The organism is Marinobacter sp., assembly GCF_040904845.1.
Classification (GTDB): Bacteria; Pseudomonadota; Gammaproteobacteria; order Pseudomonadales; family Oleiphilaceae; genus Marinobacter.
The window spans coordinates 1-4583 of the sequence record NZ_JBBDSR010000069.1; the positions used below are offsets into that span (position 1 = coordinate 1).

Consider the following 4583-nt stretch of genomic DNA (forward strand, 5'->3'; position numbering starts at 1 on the left):
CAGGCCACCCTGTTAGGGCTTGCAAACTTTGGGGCTACAGCGTCGGTCGCTCGACATTTCGGCAATATTTACCGAAAACGGGAAAGATTTGCCCGTTCTGACTTCGCGTATCCGCCGCATTAACCGGACCGGCGCTCCCAGGTGGCTTAGTTGGCCTACTCGACGCCCGCTGAATTTGCGGCACATCTCTTGCATGCTGCGTAGTCACAAGTCACCGGGCCGGGCTCCGGTTGTTTGCAAGAGCGTCGACTTCGAGCAGGGCTTCGGTCCTGCTCTTTTTTTAACAGTGACCAACTCAAGAGCGGTTGTTATACCCCTTTATTAATGGCCGCCTTCAGGAGAGATTCGCTGGTGCCATTGGTGATAGGCCTGGATGTATTCCGTCACGGCTATAAGAATACCAAGGAGTCCGTAGGCGACCTGCTCGACCGCAGGCCCCACTCCCTGAAGACCGGCAAGCCGGAAGGGTTGGCAGAGGAACTGGACTGCCAGGATCGGTACAGAACGCGGCAGTGCGGCTCAGAGAGGAGGGGGGTGTGATCAGTGGCGAGTCTACGAAGTGGTGATTGTCCCCGTGCCCCGGTTGCAGAGAAAGGCTCAGGACTTATCCTGAACCCACTCATCACCCTCTTTGTGATACTCCTTTTTGACGGCCGCCCACGCCACTTTGTGGGCCGTTTCCTCTCGGCCGGAATCTCCGCGCCGATCCTCTGGCAGTTTGTATTCATCCCACGCCGAATTAAACGCTTTGCGATAGATCTGCTGAGCGTGGGAAGGCAAGTTGTCCCGTACATTGTCGGGCAGATCGGAATTCTTATCGTAAGGCATGCTATACCTCCGGGGCATCAGTTTCTGTCGGCCTATTCCAGTTGGTTATAACTATCAGCTTTACCTGTGGGATAGTGCTTCATTGATCAATCTAGCAGTTTGTAGACCGCATGGAATGAAGGTTACAGAAACGTATAGCCCACCAAGCACTTGAATTGCGAGTGCCTGAAAAAAGCATACTTATTGCAATAATTTAAGGTTGACGCATCTTTCTCAGGATTCTTTACTGAAATGCAGTTGCTAATTTTCAGCCCGTAGGTCACGGCACGGAGTCATGGGCAACACGGAGTGTTTGATGATGTCGCTACCTGCACAGCTGAGTGACCTGAAACATACGCGGACTCAATGGCCGACGTCCGATCTGGCTTACCTGCAGAAGTATCGCGCTGTGCGTGCAGCCACCGAAGCCATCTGCGCACCTCTCGCCGATGAGGATTATGTGGTGCAAACCATGGATGACGTGAGCCCACCTAAATGGCACCTGGCTCATGTAACCTGGTTCTTCGAGACCTTTTTACTTTTGCCGTTCGCGAAGAATTACCAACCATTTAATCCGCTTTACGACCATTTGTTTAACTCGTATTACGAAACCCACAGCGACCCCTACCCCCGCCCCACCCGTGGCTGCCTGTCACGCCCGACCGTAGCCGAAACCTACACCTACCGACACTGTGTGGATGTGGCTATGGAGCGTTTCTTGCTGAGTTCCGTGGTATCCAGGCCCGGGGTAGAAAATAACGACATTCTTTCTCGCCTAATACTCGGGCTGCACCACGAGCAACAACATCAGGAATTACTGCTGATGGATATCAAAAATATACTGGCGACCAACCCGTTGATGCCCGTCTACCGTAGCGATGTCGCCTCTCCCCCGCCCACAGAACCGCCGCCCCTGGAATGGATCGGCTACGACGCAGGCATGCAGGCTATCGGACACCATCAGGGCGCGAAGAGCTTCGCGTTCGACAATGAAATGCCTCAGCACCATCAATATATTGCCCCGTTCCAGCTCGGCAGTCGGCCGGTAAGCAATCGTGAATTCATGGCATTTATTGACGAAGGGGGTTACGAGCGCGTCGAGCTCTGGTTATCCGATGGCTGGAGTGCAGTGCGGGACGGTGGTTGGAAAGCCCCACTGTATTGGCAGCGCTCCAATGCAGGGTGGCACCACAGGACACTCGCTGGCCCACAACCCGTCAATCCTGAAGCGCCAGTCTGCCACGTCAGTTTTTATGAAGCCGATGCCTATGCCAGATGGGCTGGTGTTCGCCTGCCGACTGAATCCGAATGGGAAGTGGCGGCCGCTGATGTCTCTTTTACCGGCAATTTTCTTGAAAGCGACAAGCTTCAGCCGGCAGCGCCCGAGAACCCGGCGCAAACACCACAACAAATGTTTGGCGATGTCTGGGAGTGGACGGGGAGCGCCTACCGTCCCTACCCCGGGTTCAAACCTTTAACGGGCAGCCTGGGAGAGTACAACGGAAAGTTCATGTCGGGGCAAATGGTGCTACGCGGCGGTTGCTGCATCACACCCGAGTCTCACATTCGCGCGACCTACCGCAATTTTTACCCGCCTCACGCACGTTGGGCGTTCACCGGTTTTCGCTTGGCCAGGGAGGACTAACCATGACAACGGCAGTGCATTTTTATGACCACCAGCCGACAGAAGCGTATTCACTTTCCATGCAGGAAGACATTTTGCGGGGCCTGCGGGCCCAGCCAAAATATTCCTCACCAAAATACCTCTACGACCAGCGCGGGTCGGCTTTATTTGAAGAGATTTGCCAACTGCCCGAGTATTACCTCACTCGCAAGGAAGAGGCGATTCTGGCCACGGTGGTGGAAGAAATTGGCGAGTTAGCAGGAGAGGATGTTTCCTTAATTGATATTGGCAGCGGTGCCAGCCGCAAGGTCCGTTTACTTCTGGAACACGTGAACATCACAAATTATCTCGGCATTGACCTCTCCCGCGACTTCCTCTTCGAAAGCACCAGTATACTTGCCACTGACTATCCCTGGTTGAACGTACACGCCATCTGTGCGGACTATAGCAAGCGCCTCCCCTTGCCCCCCGAATTGACGGAAGGGCGCATTGTCGCCTTTTTCCCCGGCTCCAGTATCGGGAATTTCTCGCCGGCGGAGGCCAGCGCCTTTCTAGCAGGCATATACACGGCTTTGCCCCCGGGCAGCGGATTGCTGGTCGGGGTCGATCTGATCAAAGAGCGCGCCATTCTGGAAGCAGCCTACGACGACGAGGCTGGCGTAACGGCACAATTCAATCTCAATTTGCTCAGCCGGCTCGAAACGGAGTTAGACGCCCATCTTGACCCTGAGCGGTTCGTCCACAAGGCGTTTTTCAATGACAGATTCAGCCGTATAGAGATGCACCTGGTCAGCACAATGGCTCAGGTCATAAACGTGGCGGGGGAAGCTTTCCGCTTTCAGGAAGGTGAAAGTATTCACACAGAGAACTCTTATAAGTATTCGATAGAGGGCTTCCAGGTGCTGGCTCAACGGTCTGGTTTTTCCTGCCGTAAGGTCTGGACCGACGGCGGCGGCTCTTTCAGCGTGCACTACCTCGAGCATCAGAGCTAGCGCGATGACCCCCAGCCAGGTTGTTTAGGGCTACTGGTTTTAGCCATTTTTCTGGCATTGGTGACGATAGGAATGGGATCCGGCCTGTTGTACTTCGGACCAAGCAAAGGAGCCAAACCATGATATTCTGGACTATTATTTTCCTCCTATTCGGCGTATGCCTGCTTGCCGGGGGCGTTTGGCTGGTTGTTCTTGGTGGAAGCTGGTACTACCTGCTGGGCGGGGCGACGATGATTGTCGTTGCGCTGCTGATCAAACCTCGACGCCCCGTCGCTCAGGTTGTGTATGCACTGCTGTTGTTAGCCACGGCGCTATGGGCGTTCTGGGAAGCGGGGTTTGACTGGTGGCCCCTGGCCTCACGGCTGGGGGTCCTACTCCTGCTGGCCATCCCGTTACTGTTCCCCGGGCGCGGCAACCCTCGTTGGGGGGCTGCTTTACTGGCGGTTGTCTGGGCTGGGGTGGGACTGTTTGCGGTAGCGAGCATCCCCTATGACGTTCACCGCATAGCGGGCGAGCTCCCAACTGAGTCGGTTATTGGCGATCCCCAGCTCGGGAATGTGCCGGAGGGTGACTGGCTGAGTTATGGCAGGAGCAACCTCGGGCAGCGTTATTCGCCCCTCGCACAGATTACCCCCGACAACGTTGACCAGCTGGAACTCGCTTGGGAGTACCAGACCGGCGACCGTAAAGGCCCTGACGACATCATCGAAACGACGTACCAGGCAACGCCCCTGAAAGTAGGCAACACCCTGTATCTCTGCACGCCCCACAACTGGTTAGTGGCGCTTGATGCCGATTCCGGAGAGGAACGCTGGGTGTACGACGCCCAGGTCCCTTCCGAGAGTCAGCGCCAGCACCAGACCTGCAGGGGAGTTTCCTACCTTCCACCGGAACAGGATGACCTGCCACCGGTAGAAACAAGTCAGTCTCCTGCCGAGAATCTGGATAGTGTTGAATGTAATGCCCAGCTGTTCCTGCCCACTTCCGATGCCAGGCTATTGGCCCTGGACCCGTCCACCGGTGCCCGTTGCAGACATTTTGCCCAGGACGGAGAGCTGGATCTGATGCACAACATGCCCCACCGGCAGGACGGGTTTTACTACTCCACATCGCCACCGGTCGTCGCCAATGGCGTAGTCGTGGTCGCAGGCGCGGTGAAC

The 4583-nt window shown here is 55.8% G+C and carries 5 protein-coding genes; 4 read left to right on the forward strand and 1 reads right to left on the reverse strand.

All coding sequences use genetic code 11. From position 1 onward, the window contains the following. The first annotated feature begins 351 nt into the window (after positions 1 to 351). Positions 352 to 540 (forward strand): hypothetical protein, encoded by a 189-nt coding sequence (locus WD429_RS09140; protein WP_368421870.1) that lies wholly within the window; start codon positions 352 to 354, stop codon positions 538 to 540. Positions 541 to 597: 57 nt separating this feature from the next. Here WD429_RS09140 and WD429_RS09145 read toward each other — a convergent pair whose 3' ends face one another. Beyond that, entirely contained in the window at positions 598 to 828 is a 231-nt protein-coding gene (locus tag WD429_RS09145; RefSeq protein ID WP_368421871.1) for a ChaB family protein, read from the reverse strand. Between the two features lie 298 nt (positions 829 to 1126). Between WD429_RS09145 and egtB the strand changes: the two genes are divergently transcribed. The 3 genes from egtB to WD429_RS09160 form a co-directional block, all read left to right on the forward strand. After that, complete coding sequence (gene egtB / locus WD429_RS09150) at positions 1127 to 2452, forward strand: ergothioneine biosynthesis protein EgtB (protein ID WP_368421874.1); 1326 nt, start codon at positions 1127 to 1129, stop codon at positions 2450 to 2452. A 2-nt stretch (positions 2453 to 2454) separates the two neighbouring features. Next, entirely contained in the window at positions 2455 to 3423 is a 969-nt protein-coding gene (gene egtD / locus WD429_RS09155; protein WP_368421872.1) for an L-histidine N(alpha)-methyltransferase, read from the forward strand. Positions 3424 to 3542: 119 nt separating this feature from the next. Then, a partial coding sequence (locus WD429_RS09160) for a PQQ-binding-like beta-propeller repeat protein (RefSeq protein ID WP_368421873.1) occupies positions 3543 to 4583 on the forward strand: 1041 nt, incomplete at its 3' end.